The organism is Mycobacteroides saopaulense (assembly GCF_001456355.1).
Taxonomy (GTDB): domain Bacteria; phylum Actinomycetota; class Actinomycetes; order Mycobacteriales; family Mycobacteriaceae; genus Mycobacterium; species Mycobacterium saopaulense.
Genome location: NZ_CP010271.1, coordinates 2,847,622 through 2,872,587 on the forward strand (window position 1 = coordinate 2,847,622; position 24,966 = coordinate 2,872,587).

At 63.9% G+C, this 24,966-nt stretch carries 28 protein-coding genes and 1 pseudogene; 10 read left to right on the forward strand and 19 right to left on the reverse strand.

What is annotated here, in order from left to right; translation table 11 throughout:
• Positions 1 to 48: 48 nt before the first annotated feature.
• From MYCSP_RS14260 to dapB, 4 genes and pseudogenes are all read right to left on the reverse strand, one after another.
• A complete protein-coding gene (locus tag MYCSP_RS14260) occupies positions 49 to 501 on the reverse strand; it encodes a flavodoxin family protein (RefSeq protein WP_088414090.1) in 453 nt (150 codons plus the stop codon).
• Between the two features lie 39 nt (positions 502 to 540).
• A pseudogene (locus MYCSP_RS14265) lies at positions 541 to 756 on the reverse strand (flavodoxin); the annotation flags it as partial.
• Positions 753 to 1,214: a hypothetical protein gene (locus tag MYCSP_RS14270; RefSeq protein WP_083015720.1), complete on the reverse strand. Its 462-nt coding sequence runs from the start codon at positions 1,212 to 1,214 to the stop codon at positions 753 to 755. The gene MYCSP_RS14270 and the pseudogene MYCSP_RS14265, both read right to left, overlap by 4 nt.
• Positions 1,214 to 1,951, reverse strand: coding sequence for a 4-hydroxy-tetrahydrodipicolinate reductase (dapB, locus tag MYCSP_RS14275; protein WP_088414092.1), 738 nt, complete (start codon positions 1,949 to 1,951; stop codon positions 1,214 to 1,216). The genes MYCSP_RS14270 and dapB overlap by 1 nt, the downstream gene beginning before the upstream one ends.
• A 478-nt stretch (positions 1,952 to 2,429) precedes the next feature.
• Between dapB and MYCSP_RS23525 the strand changes: the two genes are divergently transcribed.
• Together MYCSP_RS23525 and MYCSP_RS14285 are read left to right on the forward strand one after the other, a co-directional pair.
• Complete coding sequence (locus MYCSP_RS23525; protein ID WP_070910781.1) at positions 2,430 to 2,705, forward strand: hypothetical protein; 276 nt, start codon at positions 2,430 to 2,432, stop codon at positions 2,703 to 2,705.
• 125 nt (positions 2,706 to 2,830) lie between these two features.
• The gene (locus MYCSP_RS14285) at positions 2,831 to 5,080 is read left to right on the forward strand and encodes a SulP family inorganic anion transporter (RefSeq protein WP_070910591.1); all 2,250 of its coding nucleotides are present in this window, start codon (positions 2,831 to 2,833) and stop codon (positions 5,078 to 5,080) included.
• 10 nt (positions 5,081 to 5,090) lie between these two features.
• On the opposite strand, the gene MYCSP_RS14290 is transcribed toward MYCSP_RS14285, so the two are convergent.
• Positions 5,091 to 5,606, reverse strand: a complete 516-nt coding sequence (locus tag MYCSP_RS14290) for an HTH-type transcriptional regulator AldR (RefSeq protein ID WP_070910592.1) — start codon at positions 5,604 to 5,606, stop codon at positions 5,091 to 5,093.
• 101 nt (positions 5,607 to 5,707) lie between these two features.
• Between MYCSP_RS14290 and ald the strand changes: the two genes are divergently transcribed.
• Complete coding sequence (ald, locus tag MYCSP_RS14295) at positions 5,708 to 6,823, forward strand: alanine dehydrogenase (protein WP_088414094.1); 1,116 nt, start codon at positions 5,708 to 5,710, stop codon at positions 6,821 to 6,823.
• Between the two features lie 27 nt (positions 6,824 to 6,850).
• Here the strand turns inward: ald and MYCSP_RS14300 are convergent, their stop codons facing one another.
• The 9 genes from MYCSP_RS14300 to MYCSP_RS14340 form a co-directional block, all read right to left on the reverse strand.
• On the reverse strand, positions 6,851 to 7,876 hold the full coding sequence (locus MYCSP_RS14300; protein ID WP_070910594.1) for a hypothetical protein: 1,026 nt from the start codon (positions 7,874 to 7,876) through the stop codon (positions 6,851 to 6,853).
• Entirely contained in the window at positions 7,873 to 9,378 is a 1,506-nt protein-coding gene (locus tag MYCSP_RS14305; protein WP_070910595.1) for a flavin-containing monooxygenase, read from the reverse strand. The genes MYCSP_RS14300 and MYCSP_RS14305 overlap by 4 nt, the downstream gene beginning before the upstream one ends.
• Before the next feature lie 129 nt (positions 9,379 to 9,507).
• Positions 9,508 to 10,320, reverse strand: a complete 813-nt coding sequence (locus MYCSP_RS14310; protein WP_070910596.1) for an SDR family oxidoreductase — start codon at positions 10,318 to 10,320, stop codon at positions 9,508 to 9,510.
• Between the two features lie 21 nt (positions 10,321 to 10,341).
• Positions 10,342 to 11,100, reverse strand: a complete 759-nt coding sequence (locus tag MYCSP_RS14315; protein ID WP_083015727.1) for a copper chaperone — start codon at positions 11,098 to 11,100, stop codon at positions 10,342 to 10,344.
• A gap of 29 nt (positions 11,101 to 11,129) precedes the next feature.
• Positions 11,130 to 12,443 carry a M16 family metallopeptidase gene (locus tag MYCSP_RS14320; RefSeq protein ID WP_165757469.1) on the reverse strand — a complete coding sequence of 438 codons (1,314 nt, stop codon included), beginning with the start codon at positions 12,441 to 12,443 and terminating at the stop codon, positions 11,130 to 11,132.
• Positions 12,427 to 14,697, reverse strand: coding sequence for a polyribonucleotide nucleotidyltransferase (locus MYCSP_RS14325; RefSeq protein ID WP_088414096.1), 2,271 nt, complete (start codon positions 14,695 to 14,697; stop codon positions 12,427 to 12,429). Before MYCSP_RS14325 ends, MYCSP_RS14320 begins: the two co-directional genes overlap by 17 nt.
• 285 nt (positions 14,698 to 14,982) lie before the next feature.
• The gene (gene lppU / locus MYCSP_RS14330; RefSeq protein WP_088415626.1) at positions 14,983 to 15,489 is read right to left on the reverse strand and encodes an LppU family putative lipoprotein; all 507 of its coding nucleotides are present in this window, start codon (positions 15,487 to 15,489) and stop codon (positions 14,983 to 14,985) included.
• A 17-nt stretch (positions 15,490 to 15,506) separates the two neighbouring features.
• The gene (rpsO, locus tag MYCSP_RS14335; RefSeq protein WP_070910787.1) at positions 15,507 to 15,776 is read right to left on the reverse strand and encodes a 30S ribosomal protein S15; all 270 of its coding nucleotides are present in this window, start codon (positions 15,774 to 15,776) and stop codon (positions 15,507 to 15,509) included.
• Positions 15,777 to 15,869: 93 nt separating this feature from the next.
• A complete protein-coding gene (locus tag MYCSP_RS14340) occupies positions 15,870 to 16,832 on the reverse strand; it encodes a bifunctional riboflavin kinase/FAD synthetase (RefSeq protein WP_083015732.1) in 963 nt (320 codons plus the stop codon).
• Between the two features lie 77 nt (positions 16,833 to 16,909).
• Here MYCSP_RS14340 and mntR point away from each other — a divergent pair, with 77 nt between their 5' ends.
• The 6 genes from mntR to MYCSP_RS23425 all read left to right on the forward strand — a co-directional run bounded on the left by mntR (position 16,910) and on the right by MYCSP_RS23425 (position 20,987).
• Positions 16,910 to 17,623, forward strand: coding sequence for a manganese-binding transcriptional regulator MntR (mntR, locus tag MYCSP_RS14345; RefSeq protein WP_070910599.1), 714 nt, complete (start codon positions 16,910 to 16,912; stop codon positions 17,621 to 17,623).
• Position 17,624: 1 nt separating this feature from the next.
• Positions 17,625 to 18,191: a DUF4262 domain-containing protein gene (locus MYCSP_RS14350; RefSeq protein WP_070910600.1), complete on the forward strand. Its 567-nt coding sequence runs from the start codon at positions 17,625 to 17,627 to the stop codon at positions 18,189 to 18,191.
• Positions 18,192 to 18,299: 108 nt separating this feature from the next.
• On the forward strand, positions 18,300 to 18,617 hold the full coding sequence (locus MYCSP_RS14355; protein ID WP_088414098.1) for a WXG100 family type VII secretion target: 318 nt from the start codon (positions 18,300 to 18,302) through the stop codon (positions 18,615 to 18,617).
• Positions 18,618 to 18,620: 3 nt separating this feature from the next.
• A complete protein-coding gene (locus MYCSP_RS14360) occupies positions 18,621 to 18,932 on the forward strand; it encodes a WXG100 family type VII secretion target (RefSeq protein WP_088414100.1) in 312 nt (103 codons plus the stop codon).
• A 1-nt stretch (position 18,933) separates the two neighbouring features.
• Entirely contained in the window at positions 18,934 to 20,247 is a 1,314-nt protein-coding gene (locus MYCSP_RS14365) for a polymorphic toxin type 37 domain-containing protein (protein ID WP_088414102.1), read from the forward strand.
• Entirely contained in the window at positions 20,244 to 20,987 is a 744-nt protein-coding gene (locus MYCSP_RS23425; protein WP_209435414.1) for a hypothetical protein, read from the forward strand. Before MYCSP_RS14365 ends, MYCSP_RS23425 begins: the two co-directional genes overlap by 4 nt.
• 3 nt (positions 20,988 to 20,990) lie before the next feature.
• Here the strand turns inward: MYCSP_RS23425 and truB are convergent, their stop codons facing one another.
• The 4 genes from truB to MYCSP_RS14390 are packed head-to-tail and all read right to left on the reverse strand — an operon-like array spanning position 20,991 to position 23,973.
• Entirely contained in the window at positions 20,991 to 21,887 is an 897-nt protein-coding gene (truB, locus tag MYCSP_RS14375; RefSeq protein ID WP_088414104.1) for a tRNA pseudouridine(55) synthase TruB, read from the reverse strand.
• Complete coding sequence (pptT, locus tag MYCSP_RS14380; protein ID WP_207547384.1) at positions 21,884 to 22,525, reverse strand: 4'-phosphopantetheinyl transferase PptT; 642 nt, start codon at positions 22,523 to 22,525, stop codon at positions 21,884 to 21,886. Before pptT ends, truB begins: the two co-directional genes overlap by 4 nt.
• Before the next feature lie 4 nt (positions 22,526 to 22,529).
• Entirely contained in the window at positions 22,530 to 23,483 is a 954-nt protein-coding gene (locus MYCSP_RS14385) for a metallophosphoesterase family protein (RefSeq protein WP_070910602.1), read from the reverse strand.
• Positions 23,484 to 23,496: 13 nt separating this feature from the next.
• The gene (locus tag MYCSP_RS14390) at positions 23,497 to 23,973 is read right to left on the reverse strand and encodes a carboxymuconolactone decarboxylase family protein (RefSeq protein ID WP_083015742.1); all 477 of its coding nucleotides are present in this window, start codon (positions 23,971 to 23,973) and stop codon (positions 23,497 to 23,499) included.
• Between the two features lie 152 nt (positions 23,974 to 24,125).
• Here MYCSP_RS14390 and MYCSP_RS14395 point away from each other — a divergent pair, with 152 nt between their 5' ends.
• Positions 24,126 to 24,686, forward strand: a complete 561-nt coding sequence (locus MYCSP_RS14395) for a DUF3558 domain-containing protein (RefSeq protein WP_407661704.1) — start codon at positions 24,126 to 24,128, stop codon at positions 24,684 to 24,686.
• Here MYCSP_RS14395 and MYCSP_RS14400 read toward each other — a convergent pair.
• Positions 24,683 to 24,952 (reverse strand): DUF2277 domain-containing protein, encoded by a 270-nt coding sequence (locus MYCSP_RS14400; RefSeq protein ID WP_083015748.1) that lies wholly within the window; start codon positions 24,950 to 24,952, stop codon positions 24,683 to 24,685. The two genes, MYCSP_RS14395 and MYCSP_RS14400, sit on opposite strands and share 4 nt — an antisense overlap.
• Positions 24,953 to 24,966: the final 14 nt, after the last annotated feature.

A 24,966-nucleotide genomic window follows, 5' to 3' on the forward strand; every position in this document is an offset into this window, starting at 1 on the left:
ACAGCCCGCGGGAATCATCCAGAAGTTACCCGCGACGTGCAGAAACTGTCAGCCCATCAGCTGTGCAGCGACCGTCGCGCCAAGGTTCCAACACGCCTCGACATCAGCCTTGCTCGGCTTGCCTGACACCAAAACTGTCTCTGCGGCCTGAACCCAGCCCAAGCCGCTAGTGATCGAATTGATGGCCCGCTCAGCACCTTCCGCGCCTTCATTGCCATGCATCCACACTCCGAACGGTCGGCCAGCAGTGCTGTCGAGCAGTTGGTAATACGAGCAGTCAAATGCGTGCTTGAGAGCCCCGGAAATGTAACCAAGGTTGGCAGGCGTTCCCAGAAGGTAACCATCCGCCTCTAGCATCTCAACCGGCGACACAGTGAGTGCGGGCCGACGCACTACCTCCACACCCTCGATTTCTGGATCGGTCGCCCCAGCCACCACAGCCTCGAACATCTCCTGCATGTGGGGCGACGGCGTGTGGTGAATGATCAACAATCGCGACATCTTCGACCTCCCTCTACATGTGGGGTAATGGACAAATTAATGCTTCAGCGCACCGGACATGTACCCGAAATTCGCGGTGGTGCCGAAGAGATAGCCATCGGCGTCCAGCATGTCGGGGATCGTCGCGGCCAGCGCCGGCCGGGCCACTACCTCGACTCCGGAGATATCGGGGTCGTTGGCGCCCGCCAACACCGCGTCCAACAATTCCCGGGTGGCCGGCGACGGGGTGTGGTGCACCACGAGCAGGCGCGTCATCTGGCGGCGTCCTGCTGCATCTGCACGGCGGTACGCATGGTCTCTCGCGCCCGGCCCCGGTCCCCCGCATAGTCATACGCGCGCGCCAGCCGGTACCACCCCACCCAATCATCGGGGTCGGCCTCGACCTCGGCCTTCACGGTCGCGAAAAGAGTATCGGCGTCCTCACGGTCGACCCGCCCGGAAGGAGTTGTCCGCAGCGCGCTCACATCCAGATCACGGCCCTGCTCGGCGGCCAGCGCGGCGAGACGCTGATGCGCGAAACCCGCACGCAGAGTAGCGATCATGGCCCACAGGCCGATGAACGGAAGGATCAGTACGCCGATCCCCATACCGATCGCCGCGGGCTTCCCGGTCTGCACCAGGGCGATACCCATCCTTCCCAGGATCAGGAAGTACACCACCATCGCCGCGCACATGAACGCGATGAGGATTTTGACCCGGGCGGCGGCGGACACTACAACTCCAGCAGGGGCTCGATACCGATCGTGAGGCCGGGCCGCTGGGCGACGTTGCGAACTGCCAGCAGCACGCCCGGCGCAAAGGACGACCGGTCAATGCTGTCGTGCCGGATTGTCAATGTTTCACCGGTGGTACCGAACAGCACTTCCTGGTGCGCCACGAGTCCGGCCACACGCACCGCGTGCACCCGCACCCCGTCGACATCCGCCCCCCGGGCGCCCTCGATCCCGGTACTGGTGGCATCGGGGCTCGGCGGCAATCCCTTGCGCGCTTCGGCGATGAGGCGCGCGGTGCGTGTGGCCGTTCCCGACGGGGCGTCTGCCTTGTTGGGGTGGTGCAGCTCGATGACCTCGACCGATTCGAAGAATCGGGCAGCCTGCTGGGCGAATTTCATAGACAACACCGCGCCGATCGCGAAGTTGGGGGCGATCAGCACTCCCGTTCCCGGACTCTCGGCCAGCCAGGCCCGCACCTGATCCAACCGCTTGTCGGTGAAGCCGGTGGTCCCGACGACCGCGTGGATGCCGTTGGCTATCAGGTATTTCAGGTTGTCCATGACGACGTCGGGATGGGTGAAGTCGATGACAACGCTCGCGGCGGCGAGCACCTCCAGCGAGTCGTCCTTGTCGACGGCGGCCACCAGGTCAAGATCGTCCGCGGCATCGACGGCCTGACACATGGCCTGGCCGACCTTGCCCTGCGCTCCGAGCACTCCGGTCGCGATGTTAGTCACGCGGTCACCCTAATCCTCGGCGCGAAGATGGCGGACAGGACGCCCGTTCGATGCCGCGCCCGGAGCGATGCGAAGGCGCCGCCCCGGGGGGGGACGTCATTGCTCGCCGACGCAAGTTCACCAGGAGGCCACGCTGCGTTCGCGCGAGCTACGAAATAACTGTCGGGCGTTCGATTTGCCAGGCGATGGCGTCAACTCCTGGTTGAGCCGTTTTTTGGCTACGCAGGCGGGCGCGATTGCGCCACAGCGAGCAATCAGCTGTGACCGGCATCACGGATCTGGCAACCATTTGCCGATGTCACGCCAACCTCTCAGCTTCCTCTCAGAAATGCAGTTCTAGCTGCGATACCTCCCGTTTCGCACAGGCGCTGGTACTCTTATACCCATGTCGGGCCGCAAGCGATATGCGCGTGTGGGGGGCGTCGCGATCGCTCTCCTGGCGGCCCTTTGCCTCCTCGGCCCCGGCACGCACGGGCAGATGCTGGGATGGCGAACTGCAATCGTTGGAACTTCGCCAGCATCGAATCTGCTGCCCGAAGAGGTGCACGAGCACGTCAAAAGCTCGGTGAACGCGACGGCCACGCGGGTCCGTCAGCAGCCCAGTTCGATCCCGGTCCCCGCCGCGCTCGTCCTGACAACGCTCCTGGGTGCCGCCCTGTTGACTCTCCTGGTCTCGCGGGGCTTCGTATTCTCACGCGCCCCCGACAATTTAGGACGACAACGCCTTATCACCATCGGGATAGATCGACGCTGAGCCGTCGCCGTGACGGCAAAGACGCCGTCATACGCGTCTGACAATCCACTCATCTATCCACTGTGTCGCGCACGGGCTTCTGGCCGTCGCTGCCGCGACCTTTCATCCCGATAGGGCTTACTTTCATGACGACTCCTGTCACCGAGCAGGCCACGAAGCCGTCGCGACTGCAGAATCTGCGGCACGACCTCCCGGCCTCCCTCGTCGTATTCCTCGTCGCGCTACCGCTATCCCTCGGTATCGCGATCGCATCCGGGGCCCCGTTGATGGCGGGCCTCATCGCGGCCGTGGTCGGTGGCATCGTCGCCGGCGCGATTGGCGGATCCCCACTACAGGTCAGCGGCCCGGCCGCCGGCCTGACCGTGGTGGTCGCCGAGATCATCAACAAGTTCGGCTGGGAGATGACCTGCCTGATCACCATCGGCGCGGGCCTGCTCCAGATCCTGTTCGGCCTGAGCCGGATCGCGCGGGCCGCGCTGGCCATCGCACCCGTCGTGGTGCACGCCATGCTGGCCGGCATCGGCGTCACCATCGCGCTGCAACAGATCCATGTCCTGATGGGCGGCTCGTCGCAGAGCTCGGCCTGGCAGAACATCAAGGCACTGCCCCAGGGCATCCTCAACCACCACCTGCCCGATGTGATCATCGGCGTGATGGTGATCGCGATCCTGCTGCTGTGGCCCAAGCTGCCGCCCAAGATTCGCATGATCCCCGGCGCCCTGGTGGCCATCGTCATCGCCACCGCCTTCGCAGTGCTCACCAACTCCCCCGCGGAGCGAATCACCTTGGCGGGTGACTTCTTTGACGCGATCAGCTTTCCCACACTCATCGGTCCGGCCAACGGCGACTGGGCCGGGGTGCTGCTGGGTGTGCTGACCGTCGCACTCATCGCGAGCGTCGAGTCACTGCTGTCCGCGGTCGCCGTCGACAAGCTGCACACTGGTCCGCGGACCAACTTCGATCGCGAGATGATCGGTCAGGGCAGCGCCAACGTGGCATCGGGCTTCCTCGGCGGCCTGCCCATCACCGGCGTGATCGTGCGCAGCTCGACCAACGTCGCCGCGGGTGCCAAGACTCGCGCGTCGGCCATCCTGCACGGCGTCTGGGTGCTGTTGTTCGCCTCACTGTTCAGCAGCCTGGTGCAGCTCATCCCCAAGGCCGCGCTCGCCGGCCTGCTCATCATCATCGGTATCCAGCTGGTCAAGTTGGCTCACATGAAACTCGCTTGGCGCACAGGCGATCTGGCCGTCTACGCGGTGACCATCGTGTCGGTCGTGTTCCTCAACCTGCTGGAGGGCGTGGGCATCGGACTGGTGGTGGCCATCGGCATCCTGGTGGGCCGGGTCATGCGGGCGCACATGGACGCCCGTCCGTTCGGCACCGAAGGATCACGGCAGTGGCATGTCGAGCTCGACGGCACGCTGAGCTTCCTGTCGTTGCCCCGGCTGACCAAGACCCTCAGCACCGTCCCCCCGGGTGCGCACGTCACGCTGGCCGTGAACGCCGACTATGTCGATCACGCCATCTCGGAGGCCATCTCCGACTGGAAGCGCGCCCACGAGGCCGCGGGCGGCACCGTGATGATCGTCGAGTCCTCGCATGCCAAGCTGCACCACGCTCACACCACCCGGCCGAAGCGTCATTTCGTTTCGCGCGCCGTTGGTTTGGTGCCGTGGCGGTCCTGGCGTCGCGACGGCAACGGTGAAGCGGGCGCATCGATCATCGACGGGATCAACGAGTACAACAGCCGCGGGTCGGGTGCTCTGCGACCGCACGTGTCCGAACTGGCCGACTACCAGGATCCCGATGCGCTCTTCCTCACCTGCGGCGATTCACGCATCCTGCCCAATGTCATCACGGCCAGCGGACCGGGCGACTTGTTCACGATCCGCAACGTGGGCAACGTGGTACCCACCGATCCCGCAGACGGCTCGGTGGACGCCTCGCTCGACTTCGCGATCAACCAGCTGAACGTGAGTTCGGTTGTGGTGTGCGGGCACTCGTCGTGCGGCGCCATGAAGGCACTGCTGTCCGAATCGACCGACACACCCACCACTCCGGTAGGCCGCTGGCTCGACTACGCACGCGACAGCCTCATCGCCTTCCAGGAACACCATCCGGCCCGCGCCAGCGCGGAGGCACACGGGTTCAACGAGGTGGACCAGCTCGGGGTCGTCAACGTGGCGATCCAGGTGGAGCGCCTCATCCACCACCCGATCCTGGCCGGAGCCGTGGTATCCGGACGAGTGCGCGTGGTCGGCACGTTCTTCAACATCTCTGAGGCACATGTCTACGAGGTGGACGAGAACGGAATCGTCGGTCAGGACGGCAATTCCAGCGACGTCGCCGAGGACCCCGCGCCGGCAACCATCTGATCCCAGGCTTCTACAGGGGCGCTCCCCCGCGTAGATGCTCGAAGATCAACGACGTCTGCGTGCCCGCGACATCGGGTTGTGCGTTGAGTTTCTCAACCACGAAGGACCGTAGGTCCTCGGTGTCGCGGGCGGCGACGTGCAGGATGTAGTCGTCGGCACCCGCCAGGAAGTACACGTCGATAACCTGCGGTAGCTGCCGGATGTCCCGGATGAACGTTCGGATCTTGCCGCGCGCGTTGGCCTGCAGGCTGACCGAGATCATCGCTTGTAGCGGTCGACCGATGGCTGCCGGATCGACATCGGTGAAGAATCCACGGATTACCCCGGATTCCTGGAGACGCCGGACACGTCCATGACATGTCGACGCCGCGATCCCCACGGCTTCGGCCAGTGCACTGTTGGGTATACGTGCGTCGTCGTGCAGTTCCATCAGGATGCGGCGATCGACGTCATCGAGATCCACCCGCCGAACATCATTCGGTGAGGGCGGTATGTCGAACCGGGATTCCGGTGATTTTGCGGACATTTTTGTAATGTATCGAATCTTTCACATAAATATTGCGTGTTTATCGACGCTTCTTCACACTTGAACACGAGACTTAGTTCTGAACAGGAGAAGGAACAGAAATGCGCGTAGGCATCCCGACCGAGATCAAAAACAACGAGTACCGCGTGGCGACCACCCCTGCTGGCGTAGCCGAGCTGACCCGCCGCGGTCACGAGGTGATCATCCAATCGGGCGCGGGGGAAGGCTCCTCGATCTCCGATGTGGACTTCAAAGCCGCTGGCGCACAGGTCATCAACGGCGCCGCGCAGATTTGGGCCGAGGCCGACCTGCTGCTGAAGGTCAAGGAGCCGATCGAGCCCGAGTACGCCCTCATGCGCCGCGGCCAGACCCTCTTCACCTACCTGCACTTGGCCGCCTCGCTGCCGTGCACAGAGGCGCTGCTGAAATCGGAAACCACCTCGATCGCTTACGAGACCGTGCAGACCGCCGACGGTGCGCTGCCGCTGCTAGCCCCCATGAGCGAGGTGGCCGGGCGGCTGTCCGCACAGGTTGGCGCTTACCACCTGATGACCCCGGTGGGCGGCCGCGGTGTGGTGATGGGTGGGGTTCCCGGAGTCGGCCCGGCCGACGTCGTCGTCATCGGTGGCGGCGTCGCCGGATACAACGCCGCGCGGATCGCCGCCGGAATGGGCGCTCACGTCACGGTTTTCGACGTCAACTTGGGCAAGCTGCGCGAGCTGGACGCAGAATTCGGCGGCACCATACGGACCCGCTACTCGTCCACCATGGAACTGGAGGGGGCGGTCAAGCGAGCAGATCTGGTGATCGGAGCAATACTCATCCCGGGCGCCAAGGCTCCCAAGCTGGTATCGAATTCACTTGTTGCCCAAATGAAGCCAGGTTCGGTACTGGTGGATATCGCTATCGATCAAGGCGGCTGCTTCGCCGATTCACGTCCCACGACGCACGACGAACCGACCTACGCCGTGCACGAGAGCATCTTCTACTGTGTGGCAAACATGCCCGGCGCTGTGCCCCGAACCTCGACCTTCGCCCTGACCAATGCCACCATGCCGTACGTCCTGGCGCTGGCCGACAAGGGTTGGCGCCAGGCCTGCCGCGACGACGCCGCGCTGGCCAAGGGCCTGTCCACGCACCACGGTGCGCTGCTGAATGCCCATGTCGCCGAGGACCTTGAGCTGCCCTTCACCGACCCTGCTGAGGTTCTCGCGTAGCCCGCCCCATCGCGGGGCCGGCGCCGCCTATACCGCCGTCTCGGTGGTGAGGTCGTTGGTCCACGTCGGCATCTTGATGTTCTTGCGGTACGGCACCTTTTCGTTGAACTTGTTCACGGCGCGCCCCACCTTGTGCAGCGGATGATCGAAGTCTGTGAAATAGGTGCTGTTGACGATCGGATAGCTGAGCACCCGGAAGAGTGGCAGCCGGCGGGCGTTGCTGCTCTTTCTACCGCCGGAATCCGCGTAACGGTCGAACGCGCGCTGAATCAGGATGGTGTCGATACCCATGTTCCGCATCGCATCACCCACCCGCGTCAAGAATCCCGCGAACCGGATCACGTGCGGATTGGCCATCCCGAAAGCGCGGACTATGGTCACCGGTTTGAGCAGCGGGGCCACGTCCTCCACCAGCATCCTGGAGAACCTGCGGGTGCCCAGCATGTCCATGACCGCGAAACCCACTGCCAGGTGGCGTGATTCGTCCGAGTTGATCTTGGCGAACACCTCATGGAACAGCGGATCTTCGATCTCACCGGACAGGAACTTGAGCACCGCACCGTCGAGCCCCACCTCGAAGAACGGAATGGCGGTGGCCATGTAGACGAACGGGAGACGCCGGTCGCCGAGGCTGTCGAACCCGTGCAATGCCTGCAGCAAGGCCTTGATATCCCCGGACTGCGGCGGGATCTCACCCTCCTCCAGCATGCCCCACCGGCGCATCAGTGCGATCTCGGCATTGGCGTGCCGCTGCTCTTCGGCGTGGAAGTAACTGTAGATCTCGCGCAGGGCGTCACTGGGAGCGGTGATGCCCAGCGTGCCCATCATCCGGCCGCCGATGTGTTCGATCCACACCAAATCCGACATGAACTGTTTGAGGTCGTCGTACTGTTCGGGGGCGATTGTCTCGGCACCCGGCTTATCCCAATCGAAATCCGCCAGCGTCCATTGCCTGGCCTGCACCTTGCTGAGGACACTCTCGAAGAAGGCATCGTTCTTCGAGATATCCCTGGTGTTTTCACGGGTCAACTCGTCCGGGAGCACGGCGGTCATTGGGCTACCCCTAACTTTGTCGAATAGACGGAATCAAGTTCCTGCTGAGTGAGGATCTTGTAGTCGGCGGTGTCGATATCGGCCAAGGAACGGCGGAATTCACTTGTCGTGCCGGGGAACAACTCGTTGGCCACAGAATCGTCCGGCTGATACCAGCGAAATGCCCCGTCGCGCCATGTAGTTCGGCCGAGCCGACGCTCGGCGCGAGCCTGTTCGCGTTCGAGAGCCTCGCGACGAACCTCCATCGACACGAGGGCGAACGAATCCACCAGCGCCAAAGACTGTGTCACATAGTCGATTTGTGCCTCGATATGCGACAGTCCCGACAACGCGTGGGAACCCGACCCAGGCCCTGCTAGCAAGAACAGGTTGGGAAAACCGGGTACATTCACGCCGCGGAATGCCTTCGGTTGCGCACCCCATGCCTCATGCAAGGTGGCCTCGCCGAGGCCGCGGATGGTGAATGGCGCATCCAGGAGAACCTCGGGAGAGTCGAGCGCGAACACCAAGCAGTCGGCCTTATGCGTCATGGCATCCGCCGACCGCACGCCGATGGCGCTCACCCCGGTGACGGGCCATGGCACCAACTTGCAGTTGTCCTGCTGCAACGCCGCATAGAAGTCATCCGAGAACAGGATTCGACGGCTACCCACGCGGTACGCCGGCAGCAGATTGCGACGTAGCCAGGCATCCTTCACATTGCGATTGAGGTGGTTCTCGGCCACCGCTTCCACGATCCGGGTACCAACTCCCCGCCACACCAGACCGCGACGCAGCGCTTCATGTGAGCGGCCGGCCACCCGTCCCGCGATGGATCCCGAAGCCCGGGACAGCACGCGTCCCACCACACCCGAAGCCTCGCCACCCCAGCGCGGCAGCACCCAATCGGGGGTGCGCTGAAAGACCCGAACCCGCGCGGCCTTCTTGACCAACTCGGGCACCAGGTGCACGGTGCTGGCGCCCGCGGCGATCACCGCGACATTGCGTCCGGTGAAGTCGAAGCCGGAGTCCCAATTCGCGGTGCTCAGCACGGGACCTTCGAATTTCTCTATTCCGTCGAGATGCGGTGGCACCGGCAATGTTCCGGCGCCTACCGCGACAATCACTCGTCGCGCGAACACCGATTTCTTACCCGCCACGGTTATCCGCCACGACGCCTTGGCCGGCTCGAAGGCCAGCCCGGTGACCCGATGCCGCAGCCGCAGTACCGGCCCAAGGTCGTGGCGGGCCACGAGATCGCGGTGGTAGGACAGGACGCCCTCGCGCGTTGCCCAAACGGTGCGCGATGACGCACTGGGCGAGAACGAGTAGGACTGCTGAACGGCTAACTCGTCGCCGGCGGTGGGTGCGAATGTGCTGCGCCACCAATAGCCGCCGATTTCGGGGGCTTGCTCGAGGATCAACATGTTGTGCACCCGGGCCTGTCGCAGCCGCGCGGCCATACCCAACCCGGCCATGCCGGCTCCGATGATCACAACGTCCACGGGGTTGTTGACTGCCATGTGCGCGGTTACCGTCCTCATCGTCGTTGACGAAAGACTAACTTACGTCAACGATAGCAGGCTAGAGGCCTGATACGACAGGAGCGGTTGTAGTCACGAGACAGATTAGATGGTGATCTGAATCACAATCTAATGCTTGATCTGGTCCTCGAGTATGCCCTGGTAACGACGCATTCCGGCGATCCACCGGCCGTAGTCGGCACCCTTCTGCCGGTACATGTCGAGTACCTGCGGGTGCGGCAGGATCAAGAATTTCTCCTCCCGGATCGCCGCGAGTGCCAGCGCTGCCACCGCTGCGGGCTCGAGCACCTCGCCCGCGGCGGTGATCGATGTCCCCGCCACCCGCACGTCCGGGTCATCGGACTGGGTAAGGCCATCCAGCAGCGCCGTCTTGACTCCCATCGGGCACAGGCAACTCACGCCGATCCCCTTGTCCCCATAGGTGATCGACAGCCATTCGGCAAAGCCGACGGCGGCATGCTTGGTCACTGAATAGGCGGGCGAACCGATCTGGGTCAGTAGGCCGGCCGCCGACGCGACCGACAGGAAGTATCCGCGACCACGCTCCACCCATCCCGGCACCAGCATGGTCGCCGCGCGGACGTGCGACCGCAGATTGACGTCAATGGCCAGGTCCCAGGCTGTTTCGCCGATGTCCAGCCCGAGGCCGCAGCCGATTCCGGCATTGGCGGCGTACAGATCGACGGGGCCAAATTCATTCTCTGCCAGGGCGATCAAGCTGGCGATGTCCGCGACAGAGCTGGCGTCGGCGCGAAGACTCACGATCTTGCCCGGCCGTTGCGACGCCGTGTGAGCAGCCGCCTCGGCATCGATATCGGAGGCAACGACCTTAGCTCCGGCATCGGCCAATCCCCATGCCAACGCCTGACCAATACCCGAACCTGCCCCCGTGACAATGGCCACGCTGCCGTTGATATCCATGCCTGGCACCCTAGCCGGGCACTACTGCAATGCGGCGAAGACGCCCACACCCGCAGCGGCCAAGGCAAGAAACGCCCCGACAAGCCGGACTGCCACTGCTGGGCGTTGCGCGAATCGTTCATAGGTCACGGCGACCGTCAACGGCACCATCCACACCAGATGGGCCGCCGGCGCCAGTGCCATCGCCAACATCATCGCCCAGCAGGAGCCGACGCACGCTGCGCCGCTGAATGCACCGAATCGCAACGCCCCCTTGAGCACGGGCATCGGAAACTGTGTCGGGCAGTGACAGTCCCGCAATGCGAGGCGCTTCGCCGAGGAGAACTGCCACAACGCCGCGGCCAGCAGAAGGCCCGCGAAAAGCCACCACTTGTCGAGGTGACTGAGCCGCGGCTGTACGAACGATATGACCACACCGACCACGCTCCATATCGCGAGCCACACAACGGCGTAGACCGCCACCGCCCCGCCCCTACCCTGCCTACCGACGTACTCGATGGCAGGAAGGGTGGCCGGTCCCATCATCGCAACCGTCATGACGATCCACGAGACGATCGCGATCCACAGCACCGGCTGATGCACGACGGGCGTAGCCATCGGCGCCATGCCGGGGTGATGCATGCCCTGCATATGCTCGGCGGCCGGCGCCTCGGTATGGCTAGCCCCGTGCTGCGGAAGCAGCGCGAAACCCAACCACGACAACAGAATTATCGCGGCCGCGATCCTGGTGTATATGCCAGCCGTCAGTTCTCTGACGCGCTGGATCGCGTTGGCGACCATCACTGAGAGGATATCTCCCCGGGAGTCAGCTAGCTCGCGGATTCGATCATCGTTCGCAGTGCACGCGGCAACGTTCGCTTCGATCGGTACGGTCCGACTACCGCTGCCCCGGCCGGCCCGCTGAGCAGCTGGCGTGCGATGCCGTTGACCTCGTCGGCCGTGACGGCGTCAATCTTTTCCAGCGTGGCCGAAATCGTCCGGTGCTTCCCGTTGTTCAGCTCACTGCGACCCATGCGGTTCATCCGCGATGCCGAATCTTCAAGCCCCAGAACAAGTCCGCCGGAAAGGGCACCCTTGGCCCGATCGATCTCGGCCGCGGTGAACCCGTCCTCGACCACCGATCCCAGTACCCGCGATGTCACCTTGGCCACCTCGTCGAAACGCTCCGGCGAGCAGCCCGCGTACACCGACAACGCGCCGGTGTCGGAGAAGGTGTCCACCGTCGAGTACACCGCGTACACCAATCCACGCTGCTCGCGAATCTCTTGGAACAGACGAGAACTGAGCCCACCTCCGAGCGCGCTGTTGAGCACCGACAGCGCCCAGCGGTGCTGCCAGCCGCGTCCCGGGGTGCGCACACCCAGCGACAGGTGCACCTGCTCACCGTCGCGCGACACCAATTCCAGCCCCGGCCGGGCCGTCACCCGGCCGCTCCCCTTGCGCGGAGCCGTTGTCTGCACCGACGGGTCCAGATGTGACTTGAAGTACTTGCGCGCCAACCGCACTACGCGATCGTGTTCGACGTTGCCGGCCACCGCCAACACCATGCGTTCGGGGCGGTACCGACGCACATGGAACGAATGCAGCTGTGAGCGCGTCATCGCCGAGATCGATTCCGAGCTGCCCAGCACGCTGCGGCCGATCGGATGATCGCCGAACAGGGCCCCGAGGAACGCCTCCCCCAACAGATCCTCGGGATCGTCGTCGCGCATCGCGATCTCTTCGAGCACGACGTCGCGTTCGACCTCGACATCGTCACTGGCGCATCGCCCACGCAGCACCACGTCGGCCACCAGGTCGATGGCCAACTCCAGATCGGAATCCAGGACGTGCGCGTAGTAGCAGGTCTGCTCGCGGGCGGTGAAGGCGTTCAGCTCACCGCCGACGGCGTCAATCGACTGTGCGATATCGGCCGCCGACCGGGTGGGCGTGGACTTGAACAGCAGGTGTTCGAGGAAGTGCGCCGCACCGGCGACGCTGCGTCCCTCGTCGCGCGAACCGACGTCGACCCATACCCCGACGGACGCCGAGCGCACCGAGGGCATCGCCTCGGTGACCACTCGGAGTCCACCTGGAAGAACCGTGCGGCGTACCGCGCTCGGGACCTTACTGGGTGACGGCATCGGCCGGCTGGGCCTCCGCGGGGGCGGCGTCGCCGGCAGGAGCTTCCTCGTCGCCGACGGGGACCAGCGAGATCTTGCCGCGGTTGTCGATATCGGCGATCTCGACCTGAATCTTGTCGCCGACCTTGACCACGTCCTCGACCTTGGCGATCCGCTTGCCCTTGCCGAGCTTGCTGATGTGCACCAGGCCGTCGCGACCCGGAAGCAGCGACACGAACGCACCGAAATCGGTTGTCTTGACGACGGTTCCGAGGAACCGCTCACCGATCTTGGGCAACTGCGGGTTGGCGATGGCGTTGATCTTGTCGATCGCGGCCTGCGCCGAGGCGCCGTCGGCCGCACCGACGAACACGGTGCCGTCATCCTCGATGGAGATGTTGGCGCCGGTCTCCTCGGTGATCGAGTTGATCATCTTGCCCTTGGGCCCGATCACCTCACCGATCTTGTCGACCGGCACCTTGATGGTGGTGATGCGCGGTGCGTAGGGGCTCATCTCGTCCGGCGCGTCGATCGCCTCGGCCATCACCTCGAGGATGGTGGTGCGGGCGTCCTTGGCCTGCGACAGCGCGGCGGCCAGCACCTGCGAGGGGATGCCGTCGAGCTTGGTGTCCAGCTGCAGAGCGGTGACGAAGTCCTTGGTGCCGGCGACCTTGAAGTCCATGTCGCCGAAGGCGTCCTCGGCTCCGAGGATGTCGGTGAGCGCGACGAAGCGACGCTCGGTGGTGCCGTCGGCGAGCTCGATGTCGTCGGATACCAGACCCATGGCGATACCGGCGACCGGGGCCTTCAGCGGCACACCGGCGTTCAGCAGGGCCAGGGTGGAGGCACAGACCGAACCCATCGAGGTGGAGCCGTTGGAGCCCAGGGCCTCCGAGACCTGACGGATGGCGTAGGGGAACTCCTCGATGCTCGGCAGCACCGGGATGAGGGCGCGCTCGGCGAGGGCACCGTGGCCGATTTCGCGACGCTTCGGCGAGCCGACGCGGCCGGTTTCACCGGTGGAGAACGGCGGGAAGTTGTAGTGGTGCATGTACCGCTTGGTGGTCTCGGGTCCCAGCGAGTCGACCTGCTGGGCCATCTTGATCATGTCGAGGGTGGTCACGCCCATGATCTGGGTCTCGCCACGCTCGAACAGCGCGCTGCCGTGGGCCCGCGGAATCACGGCGACCTCGGCCGACAGGGCGCGAATATCGGTGACACCGCGGCCGTCGATGCGGAACTGATCCTTCAGGATGCGCTGGCGCACAAGCTTCTTGGTGAGCGAGCGGAACGCCGCACCGATTTCCTTCTCGCGGCCGTCGAAGCCCTCCTGCAGGCGCCCGAGCACGTCGACCTTGATCTCGTCGGTCTTCTCGTCACGCTCGGCCTTGCCCGCGATGGACAGGGCCTGCGACAGCGGCTCGGTGGCCACGGATGCGACGGCGGCGTAGACGTCGTCCTGGTAGTCGGGGAACAGCGGGAACTCACCGGTGGGCTTGGCGGCGCTGCCGGCCAGCTCCTCCTGTGCGGTGCACAGGGCCGCGATGAACGGCTTGGCGGCCTCAAGGCCTTCGGCGACAACGGCTTCGGTCGGCGCGCCCGCGCCGCCGTCCACGAGAGCGATGACATTGTCGGTGGCCTCGGCCTCGACCATCATGATGGCGACATCGGAATCACCGGCGGTGCCTACTTTGCGGCCCGCGACCACCATGTCGAAGACCGCCGTCTCCAGCTGCTCGACGGTGGGGAAAGCGACCCACTGGCCCTCGATCAGCGCGACGCGGACACCGCCGACCGGGCCCGAGAACGGCAGCCCGGAGATCTGGGTGGACGCCGACGCGGCGTTGATGGCCAGCACGTCGTAGAGATCCTGCGGGTTCAGGCTCAGCACCGTCACCACGACCTGGATCTCGTTGCGTAGTCCGCTCACGAACGACGGACGCAGCGGCCGGTCGATCAGGCGGCAGGTCAGGATCGCGTCGGTGGACGGACGTCCCTCGCGACGGAAGAACGAGCCGGGGATGCGGCCCGCGGCGTACATCCGCTCCTCGACATCGATGGTCAGGGGGAAGAAGTCGAAGTGATCCTTGGGGGTCTTGCTGGCGGTGGTCGCCGACAGCAGCATGGTCTCGTCATCCAGGTAGGCGACGACGGAGCCGGCGGCCTGCTGGGCCAAACGCCCGGTCTCGAACCGGATGGTGCGGGTGCCGAATTTCCCGTTGTCGAGAAGGGCGGTGGACTCGAAGATGCCTTCTTCAATTTCTGTAACAGACATAGGTTCTGGAATACCTCTCATACATTCTCAGTGAGCAGCACGTGGCTGCATTGGGCATGCGTGCCATCACGCGGTCAGCGCGCGGACGTACCAGCGCGAAGTGGACCCTGAAGGTGATCGGCCACGGCCGTTCGATCGAAGCGGCCGGAATCGATGAACCGCTTGCACCACGAGCGCAAGCGCCGAACCCGGCAGCCACTACCGAAGACCGCCCGTTACCCGGCGGGACCAGCATGACAACGCACACACCCTACCACCTGCGGCGTTTGCGACCACGCAGCGTGATCAGGGCAGTTCCTCCACACACACGGTGAAGTTGCGGTCCACGTAGGGGTAGCCAAGTCCGGTGAGACAGTCGTCAGCGGTCGACACGTCCTGCAGCACCTGGGTGACGCGCTTCTTGTTCTGGGCGCTGCGGTCGTTGCAGTCGACCCGTACCGGGTCGCCGTCCCACTTGTCCGGGACGTCCATGCAAGTACCGACGACCCAGTCGATGTCCAGACACAGTGCCTGGCTCTTGCGCCCGAATCCACGCTTGGCGTAGTACGACGAATCGGCATCGCGCGGACAGTCGGCGTCCGTCGCAGCCTTGGCGAAGATCTTGAAGTTGGATTTGGGGCTGCCGCACGGTTCCTTGACCATCTTGGCCTGCTGGTCCGTACCGCTGAGATTCACACAGTCTCCGACGACCAAGTCATCGGTGGCAGCGGCGGCCGAACATGCCGACAGCGCCGCCCCACCGACAAAAAGAAGGGCGATGGATATCGCGGCTGAGTGTGCAGGGCGACCCAATCGAGGGGCAGCCAAAGTCAGCGGCGCAGACCCAGGCGCTCGATCAGCGAGCGGTAGCGCTCGACGTCAACCTTGGCGACGTACTTGAGCAGCCGGCGACGACGGCCGACCAGCAGCAGCAGACCACGACGGCTGTGGTGGTCGTGCTTGTGAGTCTTGAGGTGCTCGGTCAGATCGACAATGCGCTTGGTCAGCATCGCGACCTGCGCCTCGGGGGAACCGGTGTCGGTCTCGTGCAGCCCGTACTGGGCGAGAATTTCTTTCTTCTGCTCGGTAGTCAATGCCACGGCAAGCTTCTCCATCACTGGGGTTCGCGTCGAATATCTCTGGCGGGCCACCGCGAACTGCAGCTCACGCCGAAGAGGCAGTCTAGCTGTGGGTCAGCCGCGAGCCAAAATCGTGCGGGCCTTCTCGGCGTCCTTACCCATCTCGACGACCAAATCGTCGATCGAGTTGAACTTCTCCATGCTGCGGACCCGCGCGACGAAATCGACGGCAACGTGCTGGCCATACAGATCCGCCGTGGTGTCCAGAATGAATGCCTCGACGGTACGGGCCTTACCCGAAAACGTCGGGTTGCTCCCCACTGAGACGGCCGCCTGATATCGCTCACCGGGAACGACGGTGCCCATCGTCGGGCCGTGTCCGAGCAGCGTGAACCAGGCCGCGTACACCCCGTCGGCGGGGATGGCCGAGAACATCGGGGGCGCCACGTTGGCGGTCGGAAAGCCCAGTTCCCGGCCGCGACCATCACCACGCACGACCACGCCTTCTACCCGGTGCGGACGCCCCAGGGCCTCGGTGGCCGCCACCATGTCGCCGGCATCGACGCAGGACCTGATGTATGTCGAGGAGAACGTGACGGCGTGCTCGGTGACGAGGGTGACGGCGTCCACCTTGAAGCCGAAGCGCTCGCCGGCCTTCTTGAGCATGTGGACGTTCCCGGCGGCCTTCTTGCCGAAGGTGAAGTTCTCCCCCACCACCACCTCGGCCACGTGCAGGCGCTCGACCAGCAGCTCGTGCACATAGCGCTCGGGTGAGAGCTTCATGAACTCGGGAGTGAAAGGCACCACGAGGAAGACGTCGACACCCAGCTCCTCGGCCAGCTCGGCACGCCGGGTCAGGGTCGTGAGCTGGGCCGGATGGGTTCCGGGGAACACCACTTCCATCGGATGAGGGTCGAACGTCATCAGGACGCTCTTGAGGTTGAGTTCGCGTGCGGCCTTCACGGCACGTCCGATGAGTTCGGCGTGACCTCGGTGGACACCGTCGAACACACCAATCGTCAGCACGCACCGACCCCAGTCGGACGGGATTTCGTCTTGCCCGCGCCAGCGTTGCACGGCCTAAAGCCTACTTCGGACGGCCACAGAAGGCCGACTTGGCTTTCACACTTCGCTCCCTGACTAGGCTTACCTTCGTGAGCCCCACTCGATCCGACCGGCCCGCCGGATCCGCCGACACCGATCTGACGACGGTCGCCCAGGACTACCTCAAGGTCATCTGGACCGCGCAGGAGTGGTCGCACGAAAAGGTAAGCACCAAAATGTTGGCCGAGCGCATGGGCGTGTCGGCGAGCACCGCTTCCGAGTCGATCCGCAAGCTGGCCGACCAAGGCCTGGTGGATCACGAGAAGTACGGCGCGGTGACGTTGACCGACCAGGGCCGCAAGGCGGCCGTACTGATGGTCCGCCGCCACCGGCTGCTGGAGACCTATCTGGTCAACGAGCTCGGCTACGGCTGGGACGAAGTGCATGACGAAGCCGAGGTACTTGAGCACGCGGTCTCGGATCTGCTGCTGGCCAAGATCGACGCCAAGCTCGGCCACCCTCAGCGCGACCCGCACGGCGATCCCATTCCGGGCCCCGACGGACAGGTCCCCACCCCCCCGGCACGCCAACTGTCGGACTGCGCCAACGGCGATACCGGCGTGGTCGCCCGAATCTCGGATTCCGATCCGGAGATGCTGCGCTACTTCGACACCGTGGGTGTGGCATTGGATGCGCGTGTGACGGTCGACGAACGGCGCGACTTCGCCGGAACCATCTCGGTGTCGATCGACGACACCGGCGGCGAGAAGAAGCTCGAACTGGGAAATCCAGCGGCGCAATCGATTTGGATCGTACTGGACTGAAATGGCCGACCACACGGCGTGTGAGTGCCTACTGTGCGTCGACTACGGCGATCGCACCGAGTACAACGACAGTGACCGCGACATCATCGGCAGCGTCACCGAATACGGTTGGAGCGCGCTGGGAATCGGGCCGACGTCATCGGAAGAGAGCCCGCCATTCGCCTACACCGTGGGGCTATGGCACACCATGCGCCTGCCCGAGCTGGCGATCTACGGCGTCAACGACATCACGATGATGCAGCGCGCTCTCAACGCCGTTGCCAAGCAGGCCCAGGAGGGCCGGGTTCTGCAAGTCGGCGAGACGTTCGGCGATGTGCTCGCCCTGCCCGCGGTGGACGACTACCAGGTCAAGCTCTCCCCCATCGATCCAAGTTGGTATCACCAAGAATTCGGGTTCGGACTGTGGTTCAACCGGACCAACAATGTGCGGTACCTGCAGATCCTGTGGCCAGACGGCGAGGGCCGCTTCCCCGGGAATCCCGAGCTCGATCCGCATTTCGACGATCGGCAACCGCTGATGTGGATGCCCAGGGAGTTGCACCCTCCGAGCCGGTGGATTCGCGACTGATCTGAGGCGTTTGGAGAAGTTCTGAACATCGCAGAAACGATGGAACCGAATCGCGACCAACAGCGTCGGATCTATAAAAGACCGCATCGACCCTAGGAGGGCGAGGTAATGACCTCAGCCGGAAATGCACCGTTGCAGGTGGTGATCGACGAAGTCGGAGCGCTCGGCAAGTTCGCTGCGAGCCTCGCGGACCAAATGCGGGCAGGGTCGGCTTCGTTGGATCGTGAGGTCCAGGCGCTGTTCGGCGTGTGGAAGGGCAGCGCCGCCGACGCATACCGGTCTGGCTGGGACGAAATGCAAGACGGTGCAACGAAAGTGTGGGACGCGCTGGCCAATATCGCCTCCACATTGGACGACAACGCCAGAGCATTCCAGGCCCAGGAGATCTCGACGGCATCGTCCATCCACTCGACCCAGAGAGACTGAGAAATGCCCGCTCATTCCGAGTCGGAATTCTCCTTTGACCTCGATCACATTGATCAGGTCACCGTGCGCGCACGCGGCTTCAAGGAGTTTGTCACCGAGAATCTGGATCAGCTGGACATTCGCGTGCAGAAGCTGGTGCAGAGCGGGCAGTGGACAGGCGCCGCCTCCACTGCCTACTCCGAAGCGCACCAACAATGGATAGACGCGGCACGTGAGCTGGTCGAAGGGCTGCATCAGATGGAAGAGGCCGCAAGAACAGCCCATGGCGCCTATTCCGAGGCGCAGGAAGCCAATCTCCGGATGACGAGGGGTTGACGTGCCTGTTGTCGTCGAATCAGCGGCGTACTACGCGGCCGCCAATACCTGCTACAAACTCTCAACCGATGTGCAGGCCGCATTCAAACCCCTCTCACGCGTCCTCACCCTGGAAACCAGCGGCATGGCCGGCGGCTATCAAGCGGTGAAGGCATGGTCCTCCGGTTATGACAGCCGTGCCGCAGCTCTTACGACGGTGACCACCGAATACGTAAGGGCGCTACAGCGCTTGGGAGACATCCTGATTGCGGCCGGATACAACTGGGCCATCGCGGACTGGAGGGCGAACCGCGATCCCAACAAGGGAACGGGCCCGGCTTGCCCTCGGACAATCCCATCTGAATTACCTTATGGGGCAGATGTTGTCGTGGGAGTGGCGTCGTCACACCACAACGGCCCTGGCCTCGAGACAGATGTGCCCGACCTATACCGGAAGGTTATTGCCCAGGTAGCGGGCGGTGAGATCCCGGACGGCGATACGGACAAGCTCGATCGTGCGGCCAAGGCGTGGAAGACGTTCGCCGACAACGACGCAATCTCCAGGGGCGAATCCGACCTCAGGCTCTCAGCGTCCGCGTTGAGCAATTTTCATGCTCCAGACATCCCGAACCTCAGCGAGCATCTCACGACACTCTCGACCAGCGCCGGCAGGATCAAGCTGGCCGCAAGCGATCTCGCAACCTCGACGACCGCTCACTACGCGGCCCTCAACCAGTTGCGCTCCGATATGCAATTCGCCATCGCCAGCACTCTCGGCGTTGGGCTGGCCGCCATCGCCGCAATCGCTGTTATCACTCGTGGGCGCGCCACCGCAGGAGGGGCAGAGATAGCGGCCACAGCGGTTGACGCCTGCGCATCCTCCCTCGCAGCGTGCATCCGCCCATTCCTTACGACGTTGGGTGGCATCACCTTTAGCGCAGAATCAGTTGCCGCCGCAGGGCTTGGCGCGATCATCGGGTTGTCGATAGCGACGATCACCGGCGAAACGGTTGTCTACTCCAATCGTAAACCGCCGGGTGATGCGTTTGATAAGAACGGGGCCAAAGCTCCGGGATATCCGGGTGATTATCCAGCGGGAGCGCTGCCGAAGGAGTTCGTACCGCCGAAGGAAGGGCCCAAATGGGTGCCTAATCCGAACCCTAGGGGTAAGGGTTTCGGCTGGGAGGATGCCGACGGAAACGTCTGGGTTCCGACTGGTCCGCGCCCAGGGCTCGCGCATGGTGGGCCACATTGGGATGTACAACATCCCGACGGCACGTACGAAAATGTTCGGCCACCAATGCCAGAGCCAGAAGCTAGCGGAGGAAAACCATGACCGACGAACAAACGGTGGCGCTGGAAGCAACCGGTATCAGTTACGGCTCGCAAAACGACGAAGCTGCATTCTTCGGCCGATTAGACAACATCGCTGCCGTGCAGTCGTACGACGGGGGCCACGGCAGGACGGAGGTGATAACCGTGAGCCTCGCCTCCATTAATGAAGATGTCTTGCGCGAGTTGGTCGCGCTCTATCGCCGGTACGACATTGAGCCGAGGGAACTGCGTGCATTGAACACCGGGCCCCTAGGAGCGTGGTTCAACGATCCAGATCGATGGTGGCACAAGGAAGTCTTTGGATTCAGGCCCAACGACGGCGAGACGCGTTCAGGCGCAGATGACGGGCCATGGAAAGACATGAGTCGTCGGTGGGATATCCAGGAGGCCCCGGATATCGATACAAACGTCTGGCCCAGCGCTGAAGATTACGGCAACAACAAGTCAGACCAAGTAGAGCTAGCCGTACGGAATATCAGTTTCTACTCACAGGGCGACCAAGACGCATTCTTCCAGTGGCTCAACAGGATACCTGGTGTTGAGGGCTATCGGGGGCAGGGATCCATACTGCTACTCACCGTGAATCCGAACATTGGCGAGGAATGGGATCCTGTCGAGTTCATCGCCCTCTATCGCAGATACAACATCGACATGAAAGAGCTAAGAATTCTTTTCACGAGTCGCCTCGATCCTTGGTACAGAGACCCCGAACGTTACTGGTATAACGAGATCTTCGGGTGACCGTTACAGATTCGCCGGGCGTAGCACCACAACCGACGTGGTGCGAGAACCCTTATCTGCCAGCAGTGCGATGACGCGACCTTCGGCATCCACTGCCGCATAAGTGCCGTCGATCCCCGCTGCCGCCAGCGGCCGCCCATTGCGTACCGAGTCGACCTCGGCCACATCCAGATCCCGTCGGGGAAAACCCTCCCGGCATGCGGTGTCCAGGTCCAGCGACAATGTCGCATCGTCGGCCAGCTCATCGAGCGTGCGTGCCCGGTCCAAACCGAAATCGCCAACCCTGGTGCGCCGCAGCGCCGTCAGATGTCCACCGACGCCGAGCGTGGCACCCACATCCCGGGCCAGCGCCCGGATGTACGTCCCCGACGAGCAGTCGACTTCCACGTCCACATCGACAAACCCATCGCCGGGGCGCCGCACTGCCAGCACCTCGAACCGCGAAATACTCACGGGGCGCGCTGCCAGCTCGACCGACTGCCCTTCCCGGGCCAACTTGTACGCGCGCTGTCCGTCCACCTTGATCGCGCTCACCGAGGACGGCACCTGCTCAATATCGCCACGCAGCCCGGCCACGGCGCTCTCTATCTCGGCATCGGTCACGTCTGCGGCAAAAACCGTCTGCAGCACCTGACCTTCGGCGTCATCGGTGCTGGTGCTCTGCCCGAAACGGATGGTCGCCGCGTACGACTTGGTGGTCAACGTCAGCAGTCCCATGATCTTGGTAGCCCGCTCGATTCCAATCACCAGCACACCCGTGGCCATCGGATCCAGCGTTCCCGCATGTCCCACCTTGCGGGTGGAAAATAGCCTGCGGCAACGCGATACCACGTCATGACTGGTCATCCCGGCAGGCTTGTCAACGATCACCAGGCCCGCACGGCTCAGCGGATCGGTCACGGCACCACGATCGCGGTCAAGATCAGACCCTTGTCGACGATCCATCGCCCGTCGAACGTCGAGAGCACGCTGCCGTCATTGGCCTTGCCGTCGACCAGGATTCGCGATGTGAACGTTCCATCCGGGTCCAAGGTGATGTGGGCGTCTTCGAAGCCAAGCCAGCGAGTGGTCAACGGAAACCACGCTTTGTACGTAGTCTCCTTGGCACAGAACAGTAGTCGGTCCCAGTGCGTTCCTTCGGGCAGCGCGGCCAGCTCGTCGCGCTCGACCGGCAAGGTGATCGACTTGAGCACACCGTTGGGCAGCACGTCGTGCGGTTCGGCGTCGATACCCACCGAGCGCACCTCCCCCACGCGCCCCACCACGGCGCCGCGGAAACCCTCGGTATGTGTCATGCTGCCCACCACCCCATTGGGCCACAGTGGCTGGCCCTTGTCCCCCTTGAGGATCGGGACTTCGGGAACGCCGATGACGGACAGTGCCTGGCGCGCGCAGTACCGCACGGTGATGAATTCGTTGCGCCGCTTGGCCACCGACTTGGCGATCAGCGGCTCTTCTTCGGGCAGCGGCACCAGACCCGGAGGATCCTCGTACAGTTCGGCCGACGACAGCACATCGGGAACCACCGAGGCGATCAACTGGTCAGTCACTGGCACGCTCCTTGGCAAGCCGTTCACGGAATCGTTTGGCCGCCACCCTCATCTGTTCGGTGATCTCGAAATGACCGCCGAACTCGTTGAGGTAGCCGGGCGGATAATGCGGGGCGGGAAGAATCTGCCGCAACCACGAATATGGTTTGCGCTGCGCCCACTCGCGCGGATAGCCGACAGACACCTCCTCGAACCGGACGTCGTCATACCAGGTGGTTCGCGGGATGTGCAGATGCCCATACACCGAGCACACCGCGTTGTACCGGGTATGCCAGTCCGCGGTCTCGGTGGTTCCGCACCACAACGAGAACTCGGGGTAGAACAACGCATCACAGGGCTCACGTACCAGCGGAAAATGATTCACCAGGACCGTCGGCGTCATCCAGTCCAGATCCTCAAGCCGCTTCCTGGTGTACCGCAACCGATCCCGGCACCAGGCATCGCGTGTCGCGAAAGGCTCACTCGAGAGCAAGAACTCATCGGTCGCCACCACGTTGCGATCGCGGGCGATCTTGAGCCCCTCGGCCTTGGTGTTGGCCCCCTCGGGCAGAAATGTGTAGTCGTACAACACGAACATCGGCACGATGGTCGCCGGACCACCCTGTTCCACCCACACCGGATAGGGATGCTCGGGCGTGATCACACCCATCTCGTCGCACATGTTGACCAGGTAGTCGTAACGCGACTGACCGAAGATCTGCATCGGATCGCGCGCCGTCGTCCAGAGCTCGTGATTGCCCGGCACCCAGATCACCTTGGTGAACCTGCGCCGCAACAGATCCAGCGCGGCCCGGATGTCATCACTGCGCTCGGCCACATCACCCGCGACGATCAACCAGTCCTCGGGCGAGGCCGGATGCAGTTCCTCAAGAACAGACTTGTTGGCCGACTGCCCGACATGCAGGTCGCTGATCGCCCAGAGCCTGGGCTCCCGTTCCTGCGTCATCCGGCCAATGTACCTACAGGTTTATCTTGCAGCTCTGCCCCACGTCGAGAACCCGCAGCGCACGCCCGCTTCCAACCCAGAACGCGCAGGACAGTGCCAGATCGGTCAGCAGCCCGTCGTCGAAGTGCTCGCGCGCCCGCTCCCAGAACTCGTCGTCCTCGCGCAACCCGACATGGTCGGTGGCGAAGCGATGCGCGAACTCGGCGGCCGTCCGCTCGGCCTCGCTGTACCGCGGCGACGTGCGCCACTGGTCGGCGTCCGCGTAAAAATCCCCGTCCAGCTCCCCGCTCTGGACAAAGCGGGTGTTCTGGCACACCGAACATTCATTCGCGAAGGCCACCGCCATGCGAGCGAGCTCTCGTACCCCGATCGGCAGCCGGCTGCGGTTGTACACAGCATCCGAAAATCCGGCGAAACCGGGCGCCATCTCCGGTGAGCCCATCAGCCAGCCGGCCACATCATCGTCCGCATAATTCCCAATTCGTGCCATGGCGTCACGATACTCCCGGACTAGAACGTGTTCTAGTGTTTTCGGTGTTCCGTATGAGCCAACGAGGCACGCAGCTAGACTTCGGCGCACCGCGCCCGATCAGAATGAGGTGAATTGGCATGGCCCGAAGGGCTGGACTTCTCATGGTCGTGATGGCGCTGGCGCTGAGCGGCCTCGTCGTCTGGCGCACCGCGCCCGCAGAGCGCGCCACCAGCGCACCGGTTCAGCTTCGGTTCTCCACTGCCCCCATGACCGCGGGCGCCACCACCACAATCAAATGGCCGGTCGTCCCGGTCACCGACCCTCGCCCCTTCGATCCCTGCTACGACATCCCGGGCTCGGTGATCGCCGCGGCGGGCCTCGACCAGACCCCACCGGCTCCCGAAGAGGGACTGCGCTGCCGGTACGACTCGCGCAACAACTACCAGCTGGCCGTCGAGGCAGTCGTGTGGCGCACCTACGAAGACTCCCTCCCGGCCGATGGCGTCGAGACCACCATCCAGGGACATCGCGCGGCCGAGTACAACATCATGAAGCCGACCGACTGGAACAACCAGTGGTGGGTGTCCTGCATGATCACGTTCAAGACCAGCTACGGTGTGGTCCAGCAGTCGCTGTATTACGCGTCGCAGAAATACTCCCCCGACGGCCCCGGCTGCCTCGTGGAAAACCGCCGGGTCGCAAACATTCTCGCTCCGAGTTACCGCTTCTAGCCGCGCGCCGCGATGCGCGCCTGCACCTCCGGGCGCCGCAACGGCGGCACCGTCTTGGGCGGCTGACGGCGCTGCGGCAGCGAGGCCAACAGCCGCATCGTCGTGTCCGTCACCTCCGTCACCGCATGTTCGAACGCTTCCCGGTTGGCGTCGGAGGTCTTCTGAATTCCGCTGACCTTACGGACGTACTGCCGCGCCGCCGCCTCGATCTCCTGGTCGGTCGCCGCAGGTTCCAAGCCGCGTAGTTCGGTGATGTTCCTGCACATACCTACGACAGTAG